This is a genomic window from Pseudomonas sp. R43(2017), assembly GCF_002112345.1.
GTDB lineage: Bacteria > Pseudomonadota > Gammaproteobacteria > Pseudomonadales > Pseudomonadaceae > Aquipseudomonas > Aquipseudomonas kribbensis.
Genome location: NZ_NEHJ01000001.1, coordinates 168,801 through 188,251, shown reverse-complemented (window position 1 = coordinate 188,251; position 19,451 = coordinate 168,801). Strand labels below are relative to the sequence as shown.

20 protein-coding genes and 3 tRNA genes are annotated in these 19,451 nt (G+C 56.8%); 13 read left to right on the top strand and 10 right to left on the bottom strand.

Features of this window, described 5'->3' with window-relative positions:
• Positions 1 to 79 precede the first annotated feature (79 nt).
• The 10 genes from modA to CAG02_RS00725 all read left to right on the top strand — a co-directional run bounded on the left by modA (position 80) and on the right by CAG02_RS00725 (position 8,262).
• The gene (modA, locus tag CAG02_RS00770) at positions 80 to 847 is read left to right on the top strand and encodes a molybdate ABC transporter substrate-binding protein (protein WP_085710041.1); all 768 of its coding nucleotides are present in this window, start codon (positions 80 to 82) and stop codon (positions 845 to 847) included.
• Positions 848 to 1,528, top strand: a complete 681-nt coding sequence (gene modB, locus CAG02_RS00765; RefSeq protein WP_085710042.1) for a molybdate ABC transporter permease subunit — start codon at positions 848 to 850, stop codon at positions 1,526 to 1,528.
• 3 nt (positions 1,529 to 1,531) lie between these two features.
• Positions 1,532 to 2,611 (top strand): molybdenum ABC transporter ATP-binding protein, encoded by a 1,080-nt coding sequence (modC, locus tag CAG02_RS00760; protein ID WP_085710043.1) that lies wholly within the window; start codon positions 1,532 to 1,534, stop codon positions 2,609 to 2,611.
• A 72-nt stretch (positions 2,612 to 2,683) separates the two neighbouring features.
• Entirely contained in the window at positions 2,684 to 3,712 is a 1,029-nt protein-coding gene (locus CAG02_RS00755; RefSeq protein WP_085710044.1) for a DNA topoisomerase IB, read from the top strand.
• A 144-nt stretch (positions 3,713 to 3,856) separates the two neighbouring features.
• Positions 3,857 to 5,494 (top strand): ATP-binding cassette domain-containing protein, encoded by a 1,638-nt coding sequence (locus tag CAG02_RS00750; protein WP_085710045.1) that lies wholly within the window; start codon positions 3,857 to 3,859, stop codon positions 5,492 to 5,494.
• A 71-nt stretch (positions 5,495 to 5,565) separates the two neighbouring features.
• Positions 5,566 to 5,796 (top strand): hypothetical protein, encoded by a 231-nt coding sequence (locus tag CAG02_RS00745; RefSeq protein WP_085710046.1) that lies wholly within the window; start codon positions 5,566 to 5,568, stop codon positions 5,794 to 5,796.
• A gap of 120 nt (positions 5,797 to 5,916) precedes the next feature.
• Positions 5,917 to 6,147, top strand: a complete 231-nt coding sequence (locus CAG02_RS00740; protein WP_085710047.1) for a hypothetical protein — start codon at positions 5,917 to 5,919, stop codon at positions 6,145 to 6,147.
• A gap of 87 nt (positions 6,148 to 6,234) precedes the next feature.
• Entirely contained in the window at positions 6,235 to 6,519 is a 285-nt protein-coding gene (locus CAG02_RS00735) for a hypothetical protein (RefSeq protein WP_085710048.1), read from the top strand.
• Positions 6,520 to 6,632: 113 nt separating this feature from the next.
• Positions 6,633 to 7,304, top strand: a complete 672-nt coding sequence (locus CAG02_RS00730; RefSeq protein WP_085710049.1) for a TetR/AcrR family transcriptional regulator — start codon at positions 6,633 to 6,635, stop codon at positions 7,302 to 7,304.
• A 118-nt stretch (positions 7,305 to 7,422) separates the two neighbouring features.
• Positions 7,423 to 8,262, top strand: coding sequence for an NAD(P)H-binding protein (locus CAG02_RS00725; protein ID WP_085710185.1), 840 nt, complete (start codon positions 7,423 to 7,425; stop codon positions 8,260 to 8,262).
• A gap of 353 nt (positions 8,263 to 8,615) precedes the next feature.
• On the opposite strand, the gene CAG02_RS29410 is transcribed toward CAG02_RS00725, so the two are convergent.
• Together CAG02_RS29410 and CAG02_RS00715 are read right to left on the bottom strand one after the other, a co-directional pair.
• Positions 8,616 to 9,233, bottom strand: coding sequence for a hypothetical protein (locus CAG02_RS29410; protein WP_139831853.1), 618 nt, complete (start codon positions 9,231 to 9,233; stop codon positions 8,616 to 8,618).
• Positions 9,234 to 9,516: 283 nt separating this feature from the next.
• Entirely contained in the window at positions 9,517 to 9,819 is a 303-nt protein-coding gene (locus CAG02_RS00715; protein ID WP_085710051.1) for a hypothetical protein, read from the bottom strand.
• A gap of 321 nt (positions 9,820 to 10,140) precedes the next feature.
• Here CAG02_RS00715 and CAG02_RS00710 point away from each other — a divergent pair, with 321 nt between their 5' ends.
• On the top strand, positions 10,141 to 10,569 hold the full coding sequence (locus CAG02_RS00710; protein ID WP_170931553.1) for a hypothetical protein: 429 nt from the start codon (positions 10,141 to 10,143) through the stop codon (positions 10,567 to 10,569).
• 588 nt (positions 10,570 to 11,157) lie between these two features.
• Here CAG02_RS00710 and CAG02_RS00700 read toward each other — a convergent pair.
• The 7 genes from CAG02_RS00700 to CAG02_RS00670 form a co-directional block, all read right to left on the bottom strand.
• Positions 11,158 to 11,244, bottom strand: a tRNA-Leu gene (locus tag CAG02_RS00700).
• A gap of 194 nt (positions 11,245 to 11,438) precedes the next feature.
• A tRNA-Cys gene (locus CAG02_RS00695) sits at positions 11,439 to 11,512 on the bottom strand.
• A 47-nt stretch (positions 11,513 to 11,559) separates the two neighbouring features.
• Positions 11,560 to 11,635, bottom strand: a tRNA-Gly gene (locus CAG02_RS00690).
• A gap of 60 nt (positions 11,636 to 11,695) precedes the next feature.
• Complete coding sequence (pgsA, locus tag CAG02_RS00685) at positions 11,696 to 12,256, bottom strand: CDP-diacylglycerol--glycerol-3-phosphate 3-phosphatidyltransferase (RefSeq protein WP_085603312.1); 561 nt, start codon at positions 12,254 to 12,256, stop codon at positions 11,696 to 11,698.
• A 32-nt stretch (positions 12,257 to 12,288) separates the two neighbouring features.
• A complete protein-coding gene (gene uvrC, locus CAG02_RS00680) occupies positions 12,289 to 14,112 on the bottom strand; it encodes an excinuclease ABC subunit UvrC (RefSeq protein ID WP_085710052.1) in 1,824 nt (607 codons plus the stop codon).
• 2 nt (positions 14,113 to 14,114) lie between these two features.
• Positions 14,115 to 14,756 carry a UvrY/SirA/GacA family response regulator transcription factor gene (gene uvrY / locus CAG02_RS00675; protein ID WP_032829778.1) on the bottom strand — a complete coding sequence of 214 codons (642 nt, stop codon included), beginning with the start codon at positions 14,754 to 14,756 and terminating at the stop codon, positions 14,115 to 14,117.
• Positions 14,757 to 14,883: 127 nt separating this feature from the next.
• Positions 14,884 to 15,348, bottom strand: a complete 465-nt coding sequence (locus CAG02_RS00670) for an N-acetyltransferase (RefSeq protein ID WP_085710053.1) — start codon at positions 15,346 to 15,348, stop codon at positions 14,884 to 14,886.
• 645 nt (positions 15,349 to 15,993) lie between these two features.
• Between CAG02_RS00670 and CAG02_RS00660 the strand changes: the two genes are divergently transcribed.
• Entirely contained in the window at positions 15,994 to 17,070 is a 1,077-nt protein-coding gene (locus CAG02_RS00660; protein ID WP_085710055.1) for a 3-deoxy-7-phosphoheptulonate synthase, read from the top strand.
• Positions 17,071 to 17,117: 47 nt separating this feature from the next.
• On the opposite strand, the gene CAG02_RS00655 is transcribed toward CAG02_RS00660, so the two are convergent.
• Complete coding sequence (locus tag CAG02_RS00655; RefSeq protein WP_139831854.1) at positions 17,118 to 18,227, bottom strand: hypothetical protein; 1,110 nt, start codon at positions 18,225 to 18,227, stop codon at positions 17,118 to 17,120.
• Between the two features lie 337 nt (positions 18,228 to 18,564).
• Between CAG02_RS00655 and CAG02_RS00650 the strand changes: the two genes are divergently transcribed.
• Positions 18,565 to 19,434, top strand: coding sequence for a triacylglycerol lipase (locus CAG02_RS00650; protein ID WP_085710056.1), 870 nt, complete (start codon positions 18,565 to 18,567; stop codon positions 19,432 to 19,434).
• Positions 19,435 to 19,451: the final 17 nt, after the last annotated feature.

Here is a 19,451-nt window from a genome sequence, read left to right as displayed (position 1 = left end):
GATTCACCCCCTCGCATCGGCGCAGTCTACCCCTCTAACAACAACTGCCCACTGCACCTGCCAACAACGGAGCTGTTACATGACCATTCGTGCCTCACGTTTTGCCCCTACCTGCCTGGCCTCCCTGCTTGCGGTATTCGCCGTCGGCGCTGTTCAGGCGGATGAAGTGCAAGTTGCCGTCGCGGCCAACTTCACTGCACCGATCCAGGCAATCGCCGCCGATTTCGAAAAAGACACCGGGCACAAACTGGTCGCAGCCTATGGCGCCACCGGGCAGTTCTATACCCAGATCAAGAACGGCGCGCCGTTCGAGGTATTCCTCTCCGCTGACGACACCACGCCTGAAAAACTGGAAAAGGAAGGCGACACCGTCAAAGGTTCGCGCTTCACCTACGCCATCGGCACCCTGGCGCTGTGGTCGGCCAAAGAAGATTACGTCGATGCCAAAGGCGAAGTCCTGAAGAAAAACGAATACCAGCACCTGTCCATCGCCAACCCGAAAGCCGCGCCTTATGGCTTGGCGGCTACCCAAGTGCTGGAAAAGCTTAAACTGACTGAAGCGACCAAAGCCAAGATCGTCGAAGGCCAGAACATCACCCAGGCCTATCAGTTCGTTTCCACCGGCAACGCCGAGCTGGGCTTCGTAGCGCTTTCGCAGATCTACAAGGACGGCAAGGTCAGCAGCGGTTCGGCCTGGATCGTTCCGGCGAGCATGCACGACCCGATCAAACAGGACGCCGTCATCCTGAACAAAGGCAAGGACAACGCCGCCGCCAAGGCACTGGTTGACTACCTCAAAGGCCCGAAAGCCGCTGCGGTCATCAAGTCCTACGGTTATCAGCTGTAAATGTCGCTGACGAGTGCCGATTTCGCGGCGATCTGGCTGACCCTGAAACTGGCGTCCCTGACCACCGCGATCCTGCTGGTCATCGGCACTCCGATTGCCCTGTGGTTGTCACGCAGCCGTTCCTGGCTGCGCGGCCCCATCGGGGCGATCGTCGCCCTGCCCCTGGTGTTGCCGCCGACTGTCATTGGTTTCTATCTGTTGCTGGCAATGGGGCCGAATGGCTTTCTTGGCCACTTCACCCAATGGCTGGGACTTGGCACGCTCACCTTCAGTTTCACCGGACTGGTCATCGGTTCGGTGCTCTATTCCATGCCTTTTGTGGTGCAGCCGTTGCAAAACGCCTTCTCCGCGATCGGCACTCGCCCACTGGAAGTGGCCGCCACTTTGCGCGCCAATCCCTGGGACACTTTTTTCAGCGTCATCCTGCCGCTCGCGCGCCCCGGTTTCGTTACTGCGGCGATTCTCGGTTTCGCCCATACGGTTGGCGAATTCGGCGTGGTGCTGATGATCGGCGGCAATATTCCCGACAAGACCCGAGTGGTCTCGGTGCAAATCTACGACCATGTCGAAGCCATGGAATATTCACAGGCCCATTGGCTCGCCGGGGCAATGCTGGTGTTTTCGTTCCTGGTGTTGCTGGCGCTCTATTCCAGCCGCAAGTCGCGCGCAGGCTGGAGTTGATCGATGATTGAAGCACGCTTGAAACTCGCTTATTCAGGCTTCGGCCTGGATGTCGACCTGCACCTGCCCGGTCGTGGCGTGACTGCATTGTTTGGGCAATCAGGCTCCGGCAAGACCACCTGCCTGCGCTGCATCGCCGGACTTGAACGGGCCTCGCACGCCTTTGTGCAAATCAACGACGAAGTCTGGCAGGACAGCGAAAAAGGCATTTTCGTCCCGCCGCACAAGCGTGCGCTTGGCTATGTCTTTCAGGAAGCGAGCCTGTTTCCGCACCTCTCGGTGCTGGCCAACCTGCAATTCGGCCTCAAGCGGATTGCCAGGAATCAGCGCCGGGTCGACATGGCACAAGCCACCGAACTATTGGGAATCGGCCACTTGCTGGAGCGTCATCCGCAGCATCTGTCCGGCGGTGAGCGTCAGCGCGTCGGCATTGCCCGAGCTCTATTGACCAGTCCGAAACTGCTGTTGATGGACGAACCGCTGGCCGCCCTCGACAGTCAGCGCAAAAGCGAAATCCTGCCTTACCTGCAAAGGCTGCACGACGAACTCGATATCCCGGTTCTGTATGTCAGCCACGCACAGGATGAAGTCGCGCGACTGGCCGATCATCTGGTGCTGCTCGACAACGGTAAAGCGCTGGCCAGCGGCCCCATCGGCGAAACCCTGGCGCGCCTCGATCTGCCTCTGGCAATGGGCGATGACGCTGGGGTCGTGATCGAGGGGCAAGTCATTTCCTACGATCACGACTACCAATTGCTTTGCCTGCAATTGCCCGACACGTTGTTGAGCATTCGCGTGACTCACTCCCCCATGGAGATCGGCCAGGCGCTGCGCTGCAAAGTGCAGGCTCGCGATATCAGCCTGACCCTGCATAACACCGAGCACAGCAGCATCCTCAATCGGTTGCCGGTCACGGTGGTCAGCGAAATGCCCGCCGACAATGCCGCTCATGTGCTGATTCGTCTCGATGCGGGCGGCACGCCGCTGCTGGCCCGTATTACCCGTTACTCACGGGATCAGCTTGGTGTACATGCCGGCCAACAATTATGGGCGCAGATCAAGGCTGTCGCGGTTCTGGCATAAATCGGTCGGCACGACTGCCGGGGTCTGCGGTCAATCGCTGTAACAGCCCGATTGCCGCCCAGGAACCCCGCCATGCCCGATACCGCGCTGACCGATGTGTTGCCCTCGGACCTGCATTACGTCGATGACACCCAGCCGGGACTGTCCCGCAAGAAGCTGCGCGGCAAGTTCTGCTACTTCGACGCAACTGGCCAGCGCATCCGCGATCCTGACGAAATCAAACGCATCAATGCGCTGGCTGTGCCGCCGGCCTACACCGATGTTTGGATCTGCGCGGACCCTCGCGGCCATCTGCAAGCCACCGGCCGCGATGCTCGCGGGCGCAAACAATACCGCTATCACCCGCGCTGGCGCGAAGTCCGCGATGCCGACAAATACTCGCGACTGCGCGAGTTCGGCATGGCGCTGCCGAAGCTGCGCAAACAGCTGGAAGTGTTGCTGGACGCGCCGGGATTCAGCCGCGACAAAGTCATGGCTACGGTAATCACGCTGCTCGATGCCACGCTGATTCGCGTCGGCAATACGCAATACGCGCGGGACAATCGATCGTACGGCCTGACCACCTTGCGCAGCCGGCATGTCGAGATCAATGGCAGCGCGATCCTGTTCCAGTTTCGCGGCAAGAGCGGTATCGAGCATCAGATCACCGTGAAAGACCGACGCCTGGCGCGGATAATCAAACGCTGCCTGGAAATCCCGGGGCAGAACCTGTTCCAGTACCTGGATGAACAGGGCGAACGGCACACCGTCAGCTCTTCCGACGTCAACACCTACCTGCAAACCCTGACCGGCGCGGATTTCACCGCCAAGGACTACCGGACCTGGGCTGGTAGCGCCCTAGCCCTTGCGGTGTTGCGGGAGTTGCAATGGGAATCGGAATCCGAAGCCAAGCGGCATGTGGTGGAGATGGTCAAAGGTGTGGCGCGGCAATTGGGCAACACGCCGGCAGTGTGCCGCAAATGCTATATCCACCCGGCCGTGGTGGAGCATTTCATGCTGGGCGCACTGGCGGAGCTGCCAAAGCCGAGGATCCGCAAAGGTCTGCGCAAGGAAGAAGTCGCCTTGGCGCTATTTCTTGAACGCATGTCTGACATGGCTTGAAGCGGTCGAACGTCTCGACTAGGCTATCGAGCTTCCCTTCCCAAGGACGACCGCAGAAAGTGAACAACTAAGCCTTCAAAAATGTAATCGCGACACGCCTCTCAGGGCGCTTGTCTGTTTTCACGACATTTTTTGGAGGTGCCGATGACTCACGTCTCGCGTACGCCTGCCCTCGTCTCCCTGAATCAGCTGGGTTTCCAGTTCGCCAATGGCGAGACGATTTTTGATGCACTCGATTTGAAATTCGATCACACGCCGACCGCCATCGTCGGACGCAACGGCGTCGGTAAAAGCGTGCTGGCGCGCTTGATCGCCGGACAATGGCAGCCCACCACCGGCAGCGTGACGCGCACAGTGGCCACAACCTACGTAGCGCAAACCTTGGTCGCAGCACCCGGCGAGACGGTCGCCGAAACCACCGGCAGCGCCGCCATTCTTCAGGCCCTGGAACGAATGAACCGGGGCTGCGCATCCGTCGAGGATTTCGACCTCATTGGCGAACAATGGGATCTCGCGGAGCGTTTGCGGCGCTTGCTCGATGACGCCGGTCTGGCCGAGGTCGCACTCACAGACTTGACCGAACAACTCAGTGGCGGCCAACGAGCACGAGTCGCACTGATCGGCGCGTTTTTGAATCAGGCTTCGTTGCTGGTTCTTGATGAACCGACTAACCATCTGGATTCATCGGGCCGGCAATGGATGATGGCCGCACTGGCGCGCTGGCACAGCGGGCTGATCATCGTCAGCCATGACCGGCAACTGCTCGATGGCATGCAACGGATTGTCGAATTGAATGGCGTGGAGGCAAATGACTTCCGCGGCAATTATTCGGCGTTCCGTGAGTATCAACGGATTCATCAGGCAGCGGCACAAGCGCGTCTCGATCAAGCCCGAAGCGAACGTCAGCGTGAACACCTACGGTTGCGGCGTGAACACGACACGATACAACGCCATGCAGCCAATTCCCGACGCAAAGCCGAAACCGCCAACATTGCCAGTTTCGAATACGTGGCAATCAAAGGCGCCGCCCGCGAAATCATGGGGCATGTCCGACAAAGCCATCAGGCACGCAAGTCCGAGCTCAATGCCCAGGTACGGGAGGCATACGCCAAGGTACAGCCCGCAGACGGTGTGCTGGTCAACCTGCCCGGAAGCACCGTGCCGAGCAATCGTCAGGTCTGCACACTGATTGAAGCCGGATTGCCATGGCTGCCCCGCGCAGCAGCAACGAGCCGCCTGAGCCTGGTGATCCGTGGTCCGATGCGAATCGCCGTCAGCGGTCCCAACGGGTGCGGCAAATCGACCCTGCTGAAGGTGCTGGCCGGGCAATGGGCACCAATCGGCGGGGTCGCCACGACTCACGTTCCATTCGCGTTTCTTGATCAGCAACTGGCCCAACTGGACGATCAGCGCTCGATCACCGAACAGCTGATGATGCAGGGCGCGGGACTGGACGAAGGTACGCTGCGCAGCAACCTCGCTCACCTGCAACTGGATGCTCGTCGCGCCACGGGATGTTGCGCTTCATTGAGCGGTGGCGAACGCCTGAAAGCCGCACTGGCGCTGGCATTGTGGAGAGCAGAGCCCGCGCAATTGCTGTTGCTGGATGAACCGACCAATCATCTGGACCTGCCCTCGGTGGAAGCTTTCGAACGAGCCTTGCAGACATTTCCGGGAGCGATAGTTGCCGTTTCGCACGACCAGGACTTCCTCAAGGCGCTGCAACCGACTCACTCTCTGAACTGGCATCGTTCCGGGTGGTTACTTCAACCGACGAACTGACCTGACTATTTTTTGCACGATTTGTCAGGGCTTCTATAGTTGATCTGATATGAATCAGCTGCGGTGACGCCATGGAAGACATATTCGTCGTGAAGCGTTGCAACAAGATCATCATTCACGGTCGCCGCGCAGGAGAGAGTCTCCACGAACCCGCCGAGGCCACCAGTTGGTATCGCATCAACGACACGCGTACCGGCGGTTTCATCGGGGATGGTTACGATCTGGAAGAGGACGCCCGGCGAGAATGCCAGCGACTGAATGCCGTCAGCTCACGAGTGACGGACTGTGAGTCTTCGGGCTGATAGCTGTCATTTACGGGTCTATACTCAAACCAGCTGAAGGAGCAGCGCCCCAACGGCAGAGAGCTCGCGCTTCGCGGGCTTTTTGCTGCCTCAGAGCGGTTTCCTGAACGGAGGTGTTCCATGTCCGAAAGAGAGTCCATCACCACTCTCCTCACCTTGCTCGAGGCCCGGGAGGCACGCCTTGCTGCGGCCTGCAAAGAGATCGCCGACTGGGTCGATCATCAAGGCGGGCACCCGACCGCCCTGCGCATCCGCGATCGCTTGAACGACATCGAAAAGGATACGCCGCTGATCCGCAGCACCCTCTCGTCGCTCAAGCCTGTCGATCGGCCTCTGCCACGCTTCAGGTGATCCACTGATTCGCACAATGCCTGCAAAAAAAGAACGTCCTTGGTGGTGAAAGGTCAAACCCTTTACACGTCACCAAGGAGGCGTCTCATGGTCATTCACTTCAAAGTCGACGGGCATCTGGCCTGTGGTCACAAGGGCAACAATCTCAGCGCCAGCCCCGAGCTCAATCGCGTCAAGTGCCGCAGCTGTCGCAACACCGACGCTTATAAAAACGCACGCAAAGACCAGCGCAATGCGGCGCGCCGGGCTGCTCGCCATGCCAAGGCAACGAACCATGCATCCAATTGGCGTTCCGAGTGGATCGAACGTCTGACGGCGATGGCTGGCCTCCAGCGCCTGCCACGGGGTTTTACCGGGCAAGCCTTCGTCTAGACCGGTAACACAATGGGCCGTCTGTTCGGCCCATTTCTGCTGATGTGTTTATTACTGTGTAGCTCTGCCGATGCTATGGTGAGTCCTGTCGGTTTCAGTTTCGGTAACTCAGCGTGCAAACATCCCTTGATCCTGAAGACAACTTCGGAGCGCCCCCCTCACCTCGCCGCAATCCGTCGCAAAAACGCAGCCGTGAACGGCAGGAACGGATTCTCGGCGTGGCTACCCGGCTGATCGCCAGCAAGGGCAGCGATCAGTTGAAGATGAGCGAAATCGCTTCGCTCTGCGAGATATCCATCGGTTCTCTCTATCAATATTTTCCCGACAAAAGCTCGATCATCCTCAGCCTCGCGCAACGCTACAACGCCGAAAGCCGTCGCTGTATCCAGGTTGCTCTGGAGAAGGTCCACGATGCCCAATCGCTGGAAGTCGCTTATTCGGAACTGCTGGATCTGTACTACCAGGTCATCACGGCAGAACCGGTCATGCGCGATATCTGGTCAGGCATGCAGACTGACAAACAGCTGCTGGATCTGGAACTGCAGGAAAGTCGCATTGCGGCGCAAATGTTGACCCGCGCGGTGCTGCGCGCCTTTCCTGACGCTAATGAACAACAAGTGAGCGATGCGGCTTTTCTGGTCTGGCAGCTGGGTGAATCAACGATGCGCCTGGCCATTTCCTGCTCCGAGGCAGAAGGCAAGCGACTGGTCGAAACCTTCAAGCGCATGTCGCTTCGGGAAATACTCCAGCCGGCCCTCGCCGACTCTCTCAATTCTCCGATCTAAATCCGTGACGTCCAACAAATGACCTGTCGTCGGCTAAGGGCAGTCGTTTCTTGACGGCATAACGTGAGCATCTATCGTATTTTTTGTGAGAGATGCTCACGTTAACAGAGAGATGATCATGACAAGCTCAGAAGCCCAACCCTTTCTGGTACTCGGCGCTACCGGAAAAACCGGAAGCCGCATCAGCAAACGACTGATCGAAGAAGGACATCCAGTGCGACCAGGATCGCGCAATGCACCCATTCCATTCGATTGGGACAATCCTTCAACCTGGAGCGCAGCTCTGACGGGCGCGCGCGCAGTCTATATCTCCTATCAGCCCGATCTCGCCATGCCCGGCGCCCTGGAAACCCTGCAGGCGTTCGTTTCGCTCGCCGTCGAGCACCACGTCAAACACTTGGTACTGCTTTCAGGACGCGGTGAAATTGAAGCGCAAGAAGCTGAACGTATTGTGCAGAACAGCGGTATCGACTGGACAATCCTGCGTGCCAGTTGGTTTTTCCAGAACTTCAGCGAAGCGCATTTCCTCGAGCCGATCATCGAAGGTCAGCTCGTGTTGCCAGTCGGCAATATCGCTGAACCGTTTGTTGATGCAGAAGATATTGCCGAGGTCGCCGTGCAGGCACTCACAAAACCCGGACATGCTGGAAAACTCTTTGAACTGACCGGGCCAAAAGCATTGACCTTCGCTGAGGCAATTCAGGAGATCGGCTCGGCAACAGGGCGCGACATCCAGTTCATACAAGTACCGCCAGAGAGTTACCGCAAGGAACTAGAGAATGCGCAACTGCCGGCGCCCTGGATAAACCTGGTGCTTTATCTCTTCACCACGGTACTGGACGGGCGCAATACCGCTGTTGCCGATGGTGTAAGGCAAGCCTTGGGACGAACAGCCAATAACTTCAGTGCTTATGCCAGACGCACGGCTTCGACCGGGGTCTGGAATGCTTCGGAATGACCAAGGTGCGGGGACTTTTTGCAATGCAAAGAAAAAGGGCTTGCATGATAAGCCTCATGCAAGCCCTTGATACTCAGGGTTAACGGGGAAATCTCCATCAGATGGCTGAAGCACTGAATACCGAGGGCCTGATTGACCCGCTTGAGCTGTTCGAAGTGAACGAGATGGCAGACGCTGCTCACTGGCACGCAGTCGAGGAACTGCAGTGCTCGCTAAGTCAATACCGAGGAGCATCGACCTATGACGTTGCGCAACTCGACAACAGGAATAGTCCACTGTCACGCGTGACGAGCAACTGCGACTCCGACTTGGCACTGAATGCATACAGGCGGTTGCTTGGAACCGGATCAGCTTTACTTCGTATCCCAGCGTGTAACCCATTTCTTCTCGGCCGGGTGCGGCTGAACGCATGTGCCTGATCTTATCGTAGGAAGCTGGATCGGTGGGAGGTCGTCTAGCCTGTGAGCGACTGTTACGCAAGAGTTGCGCTTCCCGGCCTGATTAATCCATATCAAATGAGCCTCGTAATCTACCCCGGGCTCGGGAATGAATATCTTCGCAGGAGGCATGCAAAGACCGTCACCGACATATTTGATATCCACTACAAAGGGTTTGCCAGCGGGGATCACCATTTCCGAAATTTTTTCATTCGGAACAGTTCCGTTGGTGAGCCTCCATGAGCTGGGCATCCCGATGCTGAGTTTTGAGTTGCTCTGTACACGCTGCAGATGCGCCTCTGGACGAGGTTTATTCTTTGGTCTTACCGGTAACTCGGCACTCAACTCTTCGCAGGAATATCCGACGCTATAACTCGCCTCCAGCAATGAAACTCCGGTGTAAACACGGACTCTCGACATAGTTGCAGGATCGTAATCCACCTTCACAAATTCAACTTTCGGGGATACTGGGGCGGGAACCTGGGAGCTGCAAGATTGAAGCAATAACGCGGCACAGAAGAGAGCTTTTTTCACCGACCTTCCTTGGGCATAAATCAGAAGCCCCAATGATAGCCCCTAGCCACCAATCTTCACAATGAGCCCCACCACAGCTGCTGTAAAAATTCCCAGTAACGACTCGCCGAACTCCGATAGTAGCCTCTTGAATCCCTCTCGAAACTGATCGCCTCGCTATGAACATATTGAGAAAAGCGCGCCTCTCATTCCGTAATCGAAAGTAGAAAACCCGGACTGACCGAGTCGTTAGTAACCCCCGTCAACAGCGCGACCGCCAACGCCCCTGTCAAAATCCGCATATTTACTCCTTGTGGTCTCGCACGGTGAAGGTGAAGAAGTAGCACGAGATTTTTTCGTTCTCAATATCCCTCAGCTCGTACCGGATTCTATCCAGACCCTCGTTGATACGAGTCACGATGAGGTCCATGAATTGGGTTAGTCCCCCACCGAAGCCGTTCAGGTTCAGAGCGCTGACGTCATGAAAAACAGCCGTCACCCCGTCTGCTTCTGGATCTTCGGTGGAAGTCATAGTGAGCGTGAGGTTGTATCTGAAATCCACCATCTCAAGCGCGCCCAACAGCAACCCCAACAACGGCAAACTCATGAATGCTCGGCTCCTCCGCAGCCGGTGAGACTGCAGTGCAGCTGAGTGGAATGAGCGCTGCTAAGCAGACAATTTTCGCAATCGGTTGCATGGTGGATCGTCCGTAATAAAAAACTCTACGCACGATATCGGCACCATTTCTCAAAAAATCAGTTTTCCTCGATACCACCCGAATGCGATACCCTCACCGCCCCACTGCGGTAAGCGGAGCAGATAGATGCATTCGAATTCATTGGGACCTCAGAGAGCAACTCCTCCAACTTGAGATGGTGTTACCGGCATGGTCAAATAAGCGATGGCCTTTTGCTACGGTGATCTCAGTTGAAGCAATATCGCGGATTGATAATCTTTTTTTCGGCAACGGCGTTGCTCTTTATCTTGGCTCAGGTATGGCACACACAATCTGCCCCGGAAGAGAAAAAGGAAGAGCGGGAACGCCAGCTCAAAGGGCTCGCGCTCATCATGGGCGCCCAGTCCGGAAAAGTATCTGACGAGTCAACTCGCGTCGATTCTGTGACCTACAGCGATGAGGTCATGCGTATCTCCTACACGCTCAGAAAATTTACAAAAGACGAAATTGATGTTGATGAGTTCGCCAAGGACGCAAGAGCGCTTGCAGCTTCTGCATTTTGTAATGAAAAAGGCTTGGGGCAATTCGTGAAATCGGGTCTTTCCATTGACCTCCTCTACAGAGATTCAACCAGTTCACCGGTAGTCGAATTTCAGATAGGCAAATCCGACTGCCTCTGACGACTACCCCTTGAAGCCCGCCTTTTTGCGGGCTTTTTTCTGCGTGTCGTACCGCAGTGAGTCTGCGCAGCTAGTCATCAATCTCGCGACCAATCCTGAATTCACTTCCCTTCGCGCCTAACGGCAACCAGCGGAGTAGATGAGTGCATCCGAGTTTTGTTGGATCAACACCTCGCCACTCTGGAGACGACCATGTCAGATCTACGCAAGCTCATCCCGGAAAGAACGCCCTGCTCAGTGCGATCTGGAACTATGCCCGGGACAAGGGTACACCTCGCTTGCCAACCCTTGCTCAGGCATCAAGGGCAACAAAGAAACCGGCCGGGACACCTACGTTGAAGGCGAGCTGATAACACGCGTCTACGACAAAGCAGACCCAGGGTTACAAGATGCGATGGACCTGGCTTACCTGACCGGTCAAAGGGACATAGACACCCGAATGATGGACGAGCGGGATGTCCGGGATGGCCAGATCTGGGTTCTGCAGGGGAAAACGAAGGCCAAAAGGCGCGGACCGCTGTCAAAATTGCGACCCGGAAACAAACAAGGGCTTGCATCAGCTTTCGCCCGCAAACCCTTGATTTAAGATGGTGCCCGAAGCCGGAATCGAACCGGCACGCCCTTACGAGCGGGGGATTTTAAGTCCCATGCGTCTACCAGTTTCGCCATTCGGGCGGTAGCGCGGTGTTGCGTTTCCCTGTTGCCGGTTCACAATCCTGACAGATTGCTGCCCGTGCAGCAGAGGGGGAAATATATACATCACTCCCCGGTGAAGCAAGTTTGCAAAGGCTGTTTTAAAGACTAAATCTTTCAGCGTGATGCAAATAAAAAAGCTCCGTAAATCATGGATCTACGGAGCTTGTTTATAGTGGAGGCCGAGGTCGGAATCGAACCGGCGTAGGCGGATTTGCAATCCGCTGCATAACCATTTTGCTACTCGGCCTCAAAGCTTTTGTTGTCAGTAGCGCAACAACAAACGCTGTACAAACTTGGAGCGGGAAACGAGACTCGAACTCGCGACCCCGACCTTGGCAAGGTCGTGCTCTACCAACTGAGCTATTCCCGCTTGGTGTGGCGCATTCTATAGAAATCAGAAGCGCCGTCAACCCTTTGATTCAAAAAAGTTTTATTTCTTTTCAACATCGGTCTTCAGATGCGGCCAGGCAGCCCGAAGGTATTGAACCATCGACCACAGAGTCAGGCCTGCCGATACCATCAGCAACGCATAACCGATGAAAACCCAAAAGCTGAAAACCTTGGGGTTGGCCAGGAGAATCACCAACGCAAGCATTTGTGCAGCAGTTTTCCATTTGCCCAGGTTCGACACGGCCACATGGGCCCGCGCACCGAGTTCGGCCATCCACTCACGCAGCGCCGATACGACGATCTCGCGACCGATGATGACGGCCGCCGGCAGTGTGAGCCACAAGTTGCCGTGTTCTTGCACCAGCAACACCAGCGCAACAGCAACCATCAGTTTGTCAGCGACAGGATCCAGGAACGCACCAAACGGTGTGCTTTGCTCCAGGCGTCGTGCCAGATAACCATCCAGCCAGTCCGTTGCTGCCGCAAAGGCAAAGACCGAACTTGAAGCCAGATAACTCCACTGGTAAGGCAGATAGAACAGCAAAATGAAGATCGGGATGAGCAGGACACGGAGAACGGTAATCAGATTAGGGATATTCATCGGCACAACTGGCTACGAGGTGAATGGGCATTCTACTCACTATGCAGGTTTGCATAAATCGACTCTGCTAGCTTTTTGCTGATCCCCGGTGCTTTGGCGATCTCTTCGATGCTTGCACGAGACAGCTCCTGCAATCCACCAAAATGTTTCAGCAAGTCCCTGCGACGGGTCGGACCTACGCCCGCCACGCCTTCCAGCGTTGACGTACGACGGGTTTTGCCACGACGCGCACGGTGCCCGGTGATTGCAAAGCGGTGAGCTTCATCACGGATCTGTTGAATCAGATGCAACGCCGGAGAATCGCCACGCAATGTGAACTCATGCGCGGCATCATTCAGATACAAAGTCTCGAACCCCGCCTTGCGAGTCGCGCCCTTCGCGACACCGAGCAGGATCAGGTCCGGCACGGCCAGTTCGTTGAGCACATCACGCGCCATCGACAACTGCCCTTTGCCACCGTCCACCAGCAGAATGTCCGGCAACTTGCCCTCCCCGTCCTTCAGCTTGCTGAAGCGCCGGGTCAACGCCTGATGCATGGCCGCATAATCATCACCGGCCGTCACGCCTTCGATGTTGTATCGACGGTAATCCGACTTGATCGCCCCTTCCGGCCCGAAGACCACACAGGACGCAACGGTTGCCTCGCCACTGGAATGACTGATGTCGTAGCACTCCAGCCGTTGCGGCGGTTCATCGAGATTCAGCACCTCGGCCAGGGCCTCGAATCGCGCGGCAACGTGCTGACGGTTGGCCAGTCTCGCGCCCAGTGCCTGTTCGGCGTTGGTCACAGCCAATTGCTGCCAGCGCGCCCTCGTTCCCCGAACCCGATGACTGATCGTCAGTTCGCGCCCGCGAAGTTCCTGGATCGCCTCGACCAACGTGGGGAAGTCATCGTGAACGACGTTGACGATCAGTTCGCTTGGCAAATCCCGCTCAGGGCTGCTGATGAAATACTGGCCAAGAAACGCCGCCATGACTTCCGCAACGTCTTCCTCGATTCCAACCTGCGGAAAGAAGTTCTTGCTCCCCAGAACCCGACCACCCCGCACACTGATCAAATGCACGCAGGCGCCACCGGGGTTGACGAAAGCAGCGATCACATCGATGTCGCCAGTCCCGCCTTCCATGCTCTGCTGATCCTGGACGCGACGCAGCAATGCAATCTGGTCGCGCAGCTCTGCAGCGCGTTCGAACTCGAGATTGATTGCAGCCTCTTCCATCGCGGTCGACAGTTCATTGGTCAACGCATGGCTCCGGCCCTCGAGGAACATCACCGAGTGCCGCACGTCTTCGGCGTAGACCTCTGGTTCGACCAGCCCGACACAGGGAGCCTTGCAGCGCTTGATCTGGTACTGCAGGCACGGACGGGTCCGGTTTTTGTAATAGCTGTCTTCACACTGACGCACGAAAAACGTCTTTTGCAGAAGACTGAGGCTTTCGCGAATGGCCCCTGCACTCGGATAAGGCCCGAAGTACTTTCCCTTGGCCTTCTTCGCGCCGCGATGGATGCTGAGACGAGGGAATTGCCCGTCAGACAGAAACACATACGGATAGGACTTATCATCACGCAACAGAATGTTGTACGGCGGCCGCCACTCCTTGATCAGCGTTTGCTCAAGCAGCAGGGCTTCGGTTTCGTTGGCGGTGATGGTCGTTTCGACCTGGGCGATTCGCCCGACGAGAGCAGCGGTTTTCGGCGCCAGCCCGGTCTTGCGAAAGTAACTGGCCAAGCGCTTCTTCAGATTCTTGGCCTTGCCGACGTACAACAGACGCGCATCGCTGTCGAACATGCGATAAACGCCAGGGCGCCCGCTGACAGTCGACAGGAAGGCGCCGGAATCGAATGTTTCAGTCATGGTCAGAGGCTGGCATCAACCATGCCGTGACGAACTGCCAGAAGCGTCAGCTCGACATCGCTGCTGATCGAAAGCTTCTCGAAAATGCGGTAACGGTAGGTGTTTACGGTTTTTGGCGACAGGCACAATTTGTCGGAAATGATCTGCACCTTCTGACAGCCGACAATCATCAGTGCAATCTGGATTTCCCGTTCGGACAAGGCATCGAACGGAGAATCATTGGTTGGCTGAAACGACTTGATTGCCAGTTGCTGGGCAATTTGCGGGCTGATGTAACGCTGGCCGGCAAAGACCAGGCGGATGGCCTGTACCATCTCCGGCAAACCGGCGCCTTTGGTCAGGTAGCCAGCAGCGCCCGCCTGCAGCAATCGTGTAGGAAACGGATCTTCTTCGCACACGGTGACCGCGACCACCTTGATGTCCGGATGGCTGCGCAATAGTTTGCGCGTGGCTTCCAGGCCGCCGATGCCAGGCATCTTGACGTCCATCAGCACCACGTCGGGCTTCAACTCACGGGCCTTGATAAGGGATTCTTCCCCGGACTCGGCCTGGCCGACCACTTGCAGGCCATCGATATCGGCCAGCATTCGTGTAATGCCTGTACGAACGAGATCATGGTCATCGACCACTAGCACCCTAATCAAGCAGACACCTCGCGATATGGTCTTATTGGGATGCCGGACACCTTAGCAAAAAGTGCCAGACAGACCTAGCGGCAAGCAACATATAAAAAGTTTCAATTCATCATTCAGGGCTTGCCGGCCGTGGGTTTCAGAGCACAGGTGTACTGAAATCGAGCTGCATCCTCAGGAAACATTCGTCCTCGCCCTGCACAACCATTCCTTTTCTGCGATACAGATTCTGCGCCGGATTATTCTTGAACACCGTCAGACGCAATGCCGGTCGACGTTCCTGGCGTGCAATTGCAACAACCTGATCGATCGCCCAGGCTCCTGCACCTTGTCCCTGAAATCCCTCGCAGACCTGCAATTCGCGAATATACAGCGCGCGAGCATCGCGACTGAGGCTGAAATAACCGACGGGCCTGCCATCGCATTCAATCAACCAGTTCTCGCGTCCGGCCCAGGCAAGATCGAATGCTTCGTCCTGCCACAGCAGATCGTAGTTGATGTAGTAGGGAAGCATATTCCGACAGGTGATTTCTCGCGTAAACGACAGGTCATCGGGCGATGCCGGTCGTAATTGAAAGCTTGTTTGCACATCCACCACCTGCATGACTTGCCCTCCCCTGATGCGACTTCGACGCGACTCAACCCTGAGCCGCTGAAAAGCCACAGTGTGTCACAGCCTGCCCAGGGCTCAACCGATAGAAGCCTTCCTGTACCAGCAATAGCAATTTCTGATTGCTGATGCGTATCGGGCTCTAGTAAGCTCGGCGCATTCATCGGAGACAAACCATGTTCAACGCCCTTGCACAGCTTCATGCCACCAGCGCCCAGCGCTCGGTTGCGGCTGCCTGCGTGAACAGCATCTGCGCTCCAGCCAGCTTTTATTTTGGGTATTGGTTTAGCCACTGGCGCGCCTGATACCCACACGGCGCCCATATAGACGGGTCGCCTACCAGAGAATTCTCAACCCCCGGTCGGCCTCCCGACCGGGGGTTTTGTTTTTTCAGGCCCTGAACTTTCAGCGACACACCAGACACTTGAGGAATAACGACATGAACTACGCCACTTATTACCGCTACGACAGTTTTACCGCCTGGCGATTTAGCAGCCTCCGCTCGGGACAGCCTGCCGCCTCCGATCGGTCACCCACAGGTGGCAAGCCAACACACGTAGCCAATACGACCAACTGTCGAACACCCCAATAGGGCCGAGTCGGCGGGAAAGACCCGCGACCAGCCCAGGAAGCCCGAAAATGAACTCGTCCGTTTCTGCTCTGCCACTGTCCACCCTGAATCCAGCCAACGAAGCGTTGACCCTGCGTCTGCCCAGCTCGCTGCAACTCAAGCAGCAATTGCCCCTGAGCAATGCCTTGAACCAGCAGGTTGCCGATCACCGTCAGGCAATCCGCGCCATACTCAATGGCGAAGACCACCGTTTGCTGGTCGTCGTCGGCCCTTGCTCCATTCACGACCCTGAATCCGCGCTTGAATACGCAAGCAAACTTGCTCGACTGGCCGATGAAGTCAGCGGCGAAATGCTCCTTGTGATGCGTGCTTACGTCGAAAAGCCCCGCACCACCGTCGGCTGGAAAGGCCTGGCCTACGATCCCCATCTCGATGGCAGTGACGACATGGCCGCCGGCCTGACATTGTCACGTGAACTGATGCTGGAAATGATCCGCCTCGGTCTGCCCGTTGCCACCGAACTTTTGCAGCCCATGGCGGCCGGCTACTTCGACGATCTGCTCAGTTGGGTCGCCATCGGTGCGCGGACAACCGAATCACAGATACATCGCGAGATGGCCAGCGGGCTGAGCATGCCGGTCGGCTTCAAGAACGGCACCGACGGGGGCGTGGCTATCGCCGTCGACGCAATGCGCTCGGCTGCTCATCCTCATCGCCATTTCGGCGTAGACAGCCAGGGCCATCCGGCAATCATTCCGACTTCAGGCAACCCGGATACACACCTGGTCCTGCGCGGTGGCCATCAAGGGCCTAACTACGATCGCGCCAGCGTGTCCCGAATCCATACCGAGCTGAGCCGACTGAAGATCCCGAGCCGGATCATGGTCGATTGCAGCCACGCCAACAGCGGCAAGGACCCTCTTCGTCAGCCGGAGGTTTTCAACGATGTGCTGGAACAGCGCCTCCAGGGAGACCGTTCGCTGGTCGGCATGATGATCGAGTCACATCTGTTCGAAGGATGCCAGCCGTTGAGTGCGTCGTTGCGCTATGGCGTCTCGGTAACGGATGGCTGCCTGGGCTTCACTGCCACGGAACGTCTGCTGCTCGATGCTGCGGAGCGTCTTCGGAAACCGTCCCTGGCCTGAATATGAAACCGTCCTTCCGGAGCATGCCTGCCCGGAAGGCCGCTTGATCAAGCCAGCACGCGCAGCAGTGCCACATCGGATACCTGACTGACATCATCCAGTCGCTCAATCGAATAGGACACTCGAACAGCCGTACCGACATGCTCGCGCCAGAAGCGATAGGGAACGATAAACACCAGGGGCTCAATCTCCATTCCGCTGGTTATTTCCCGATCATCACGATGAAAGAAGTGCTCGCCATCGCACTTGAGATAAACCAGTTCACCAACTTCTACCTGCGCATTGCTGATGACTACACTGACACCATCAATGGTTTTGCGTACATCCAGCGCCCCTTCCCGTGCCTCAAGCACTTGCGGTGCGGCCAGTTCGCCGCGCACCAATGGAGCAATGATGATGTTCGTGGAGCCCGATTCTCGCGGCGCTCCAGCTGCCTGTTCGATGACATATCGAACAGGCACTTCACTGCCAGGATGCGGAATGATGAATCGAGGATCGACACCGAAAAGCAGCGGCGCTCCAACAGCGAAGGACTCGACAATCAAGCTGTCGCGGAATGAGGCGCGCTCTGCAGCCCCCTGCCAGAACAATTCCACTCGATCACCCACCGACATCCCGACATAAGGCTGGAGAGTGACAGTGGTGCCTTCATTGACACGTGCCGGATCAAGATGCCCGCCAACGGCATCGTCAACCGTGGGCGGCAGCAGACTGTATGAAACGTCCCCTACATTCAGCTGGGTCCTGAGGGAGCTGACGGGTAACAACCATTTCATGCTGTTCAATGTCCAGAACACCTCCAGCGTACCGCCATCCAGCGCAGCGATATGAGAACTGCCGATGACAAAAACGATATCCCTCCCCAACTGAGCCTCGCTGACTGATCGCGCCAACTCGTGTCGATACGGCAAACCCTCGATGTCGAGACCATGCCAACTCAGTACCACTCTGTCACCGCATGCCATGTCGGGATATGGCGCGATCCGGATGACAACCCTGCTCAACGAGGGATCAAGGACACCGCCTTCCACCGATTCGAGGGTAACCGCATGCAATGAACCCGATGGTTCACGCAGACATGCGTGCCCCGATGAGCCGATCGTTGTTACGGCTAAAACATTGCCCTGTATCGCTTCTTGCACGCTCTGCAGATTCATTCGTAGCTCCACTCCATGGAAACGCCCTGCAGCTTGCCTGCTGCGTCGAAGAGCCTCTATTCAATCAGTCAGACAAGAAAAATGATGTCGTCCTTTCACACCGAGCTTCGGCGGCAATCGCATCGCAACAGGTAGGCAATGACGGAGCAAATACATTGGGCGAGGCGAAAGATGTCCAGATATTCCGATCCGGATTTCAAACTTCAAGGAGATTTCCTGCACACACCGACCCAGTTTCCGACTTCCGTGGAAGACGCTTCATACATCGAGTGCTCCAAGACTGATTTAGAGTGGCACCCGGCAAATATCGATGAGCTTCTGCAATCAAGGATGAAAAATGCAACAAGACACCACCACCCTTTACCCCATCCTCCTGGTGCACGGTTTGTTCGGATTCGAGCGTATCGGCCCATTTGAGCTGTTCCACGACGTCAGACAGGCGCTGAAGGCCATTGGTGTGCAGGTTTTCGTACCGCACTTGTCTGCCATTCACGACAATGAAGTACGCGGCCGACAACTGCTTTGCCAGATCGACTCCGTGCTTAAGGGCACAGGTGCGGTCAAAGTCAACCTGATCGGCCATAGCCAGGGCGCACTGGCTGCTCGCTATGCAGCAGCGCTTGCTCCACAAAAGGTTGCATCCGTGACATCGGTCAGCGGGCCGAATCACGGTTCGGAACTGGCGGACGTCCTGCGTAAGGCACTGATACCCGGAAAACTGCCGGAAACCGTGGCACAGAACGTGGCCACGCTGTTTTCCGACTTTCTGTGCCTGCTCGGCGGGACCAAGACACTGCCGAGAAATGCATTGGCCGCATTGAATGCCCTGACCACCGAAGGCGTCGGCGATTTCAATGACAAGTACCCGCAGGGCCTGCCGCAGAGCTGGGGTGGACAAGGCGCGGAACGGGTCAATGATGTGCGCTACTTCTCGTGGAGCGGCGTAGTGCCACCCATCAGCTTGCCAACACTCGATCCAATTCAGGATATCTGCCGGGGCCTGTCGCCATACTTCATGACCGAGCCTTTACAGAACGACGGCTTTGTCGGTCGCTACAGCTCACATCTGGGAACCGTGATCCGCTCCGATTACCCGCTTGATCATTTTCGCAGCCTTGGCAGGCCTGCGAGCGGGCTTGCCGGCACAACCGATTCGATACAGCTGTATGTCGAGCATGCCTTGCGCCTGCAGGCCGCCAACCTCTGAGAGCCTGCGTCAGACAA

Excerpts from the sequence above, each read along its gene's own strand:
- modA (WP_085710041.1), top strand. The coding sequence starts at position 80 with ATGACCATTCGTGCCTCACGTTTTGCCCCTACCTGCCTGGCCTCCCTG.
- modB (WP_085710042.1), top strand. The coding sequence starts at position 848 with ATGTCGCTGACGAGTGCCGATTTCGCGGCGATCTGGCTGACCCTGAAA.
- modC (WP_085710043.1), top strand. The coding sequence starts at position 1,532 with ATGATTGAAGCACGCTTGAAACTCGCTTATTCAGGCTTCGGCCTGGAT.
- CAG02_RS00755 (WP_085710044.1), top strand. The coding sequence starts at position 2,684 with ATGCCCGATACCGCGCTGACCGATGTGTTGCCCTCGGACCTGCATTAC.
- CAG02_RS00750 (WP_085710045.1), top strand. The coding sequence starts at position 3,857 with ATGACTCACGTCTCGCGTACGCCTGCCCTCGTCTCCCTGAATCAGCTG.
- CAG02_RS00745 (WP_085710046.1), top strand. The coding sequence starts at position 5,566 with ATGGAAGACATATTCGTCGTGAAGCGTTGCAACAAGATCATCATTCAC.
- CAG02_RS00740 (WP_085710047.1), top strand. The coding sequence starts at position 5,917 with ATGTCCGAAAGAGAGTCCATCACCACTCTCCTCACCTTGCTCGAGGCC.
- CAG02_RS00735 (WP_085710048.1), top strand. The coding sequence starts at position 6,235 with ATGGTCATTCACTTCAAAGTCGACGGGCATCTGGCCTGTGGTCACAAG.
- CAG02_RS00725 (WP_085710185.1), top strand. The coding sequence starts at position 7,423 with ATGACAAGCTCAGAAGCCCAACCCTTTCTGGTACTCGGCGCTACCGGA.
- CAG02_RS00715 (WP_085710051.1), bottom strand. The coding sequence starts at position 9,819 with ATGAGTTTGCCGTTGTTGGGGTTGCTGTTGGGCGCGCTTGAGATGGTG.
- pgsA (WP_085603312.1), bottom strand. The coding sequence starts at position 12,256 with ATGAATATCCCTAATCTGATTACCGTTCTCCGTGTCCTGCTCATCCCG.
- uvrC (WP_085710052.1), bottom strand. The coding sequence starts at position 14,112 with ATGACTGAAACATTCGATTCCGGCGCCTTCCTGTCGACTGTCAGCGGG.
- CAG02_RS00670 (WP_085710053.1), bottom strand. The coding sequence starts at position 15,348 with ATGCAGGTGGTGGATGTGCAAACAAGCTTTCAATTACGACCGGCATCG.
- CAG02_RS00660 (WP_085710055.1), top strand. The coding sequence starts at position 15,994 with ATGAACTCGTCCGTTTCTGCTCTGCCACTGTCCACCCTGAATCCAGCC.
- CAG02_RS00655 (WP_139831854.1), bottom strand. The coding sequence starts at position 18,227 with ATGAATCTGCAGAGCGTGCAAGAAGCGATACAGGGCAATGTTTTAGCC.
- CAG02_RS00650 (WP_085710056.1), top strand. The coding sequence starts at position 18,565 with ATGCAACAAGACACCACCACCCTTTACCCCATCCTCCTGGTGCACGGT.